The organism is Flavobacterium sp. UBA6135 (assembly GCF_002428305.1).
Taxonomy (GTDB): domain Bacteria; phylum Bacteroidota; class Bacteroidia; order Flavobacteriales; family Flavobacteriaceae; genus Flavobacterium.
Genome location: NZ_DIVJ01000011.1, coordinates 1 through 929, shown reverse-complemented (window position 1 = coordinate 929; position 929 = coordinate 1). Strand labels below are relative to the sequence as shown.

The 929-nt window shown below is 38.4% G+C and carries 1 protein-coding gene; it reads left to right on the top strand.

What is annotated here, in order from left to right; translation table 11 throughout:
• Window positions 1–742 precede the first annotated feature (742 nt).
• Window positions 743–929 (top strand): OmpA family protein (locus tag B3L86_RS03540; protein WP_414655120.1); only part of this gene is annotated, 187 nt, incomplete at its 3' end.

Genomic DNA, 929 nt, shown 5'->3' with positions numbered 1-929 from the left:
ACGATTTATTTCTCGAGTGAGAGTTTTGTAGAAAATGGCTTTGTTAAAGACAAAAGTAAAAATGTCAATGCTAAATTTGGCCAAGTAAACTTGTTTAAAGCTACTAAAACAGGAGAGAAATGGGGCAATATCACCTCACTTCCTTTTAACAGCAACAGTTATTCAACCGGAAATCCATCCCTTAGTAAAGATGGTAAAACCTTATACTTCGCTTCTGATATGCCCGGAAGTATCGGCGGTTCAGATATTTGGAAAGTAACCGTTAATGCTGATGGTAGTTTTGGAGAACCTCAGAACTTAGGTGCTAGTGTAAACACTGAAGGGGATGAGAACTTCCCATTTATCTCAGAAGACAACAAAATGCTTTATTTTGCTTCTAACGGAAGACAAGGTTTTGGTGGATTGGACGTGTTTGTATATGATATGGCCAAAGGCGAAGCTACCAATATGGGAAAACCCGTTAATAGCGAAAAAGATGATTTTGCTTTTTCTTTAAACACTGAAAAAAATGTTGGATTTTTATCAACTAACCGCTCGGGTGTAGACAACATCTATTTGGCGACTCCGGTTTGTGGTGTAGAAGTAATNNATTGCTACGGAAACAACTGCTGCAAACGGTCAAGTAAGCTATTTTGTAGAATGTAACAAAGCCTATGCTATTCAAGCTGCTAAAGACGGTTATGAAAGCAATACCTTCCCGGTTGCTGCAAGCAAAGGAGGCGTTCAAAACATTAGTGCTTCCTTGAGTCCGATAGATGTGATTGTAACGGAAACAGAAGTGATTCTAAAACCAATCTTCTTTGAATTCAACAAAAGCAACATCACTCAAGAAGGTGCTTTTGAATTGGATAAGTTAGTGCAGGTGATGAAAAATAACGAAAACATGGTTATTATTGCCAGAGCACATACTGACAACAGAGGAAGCGACA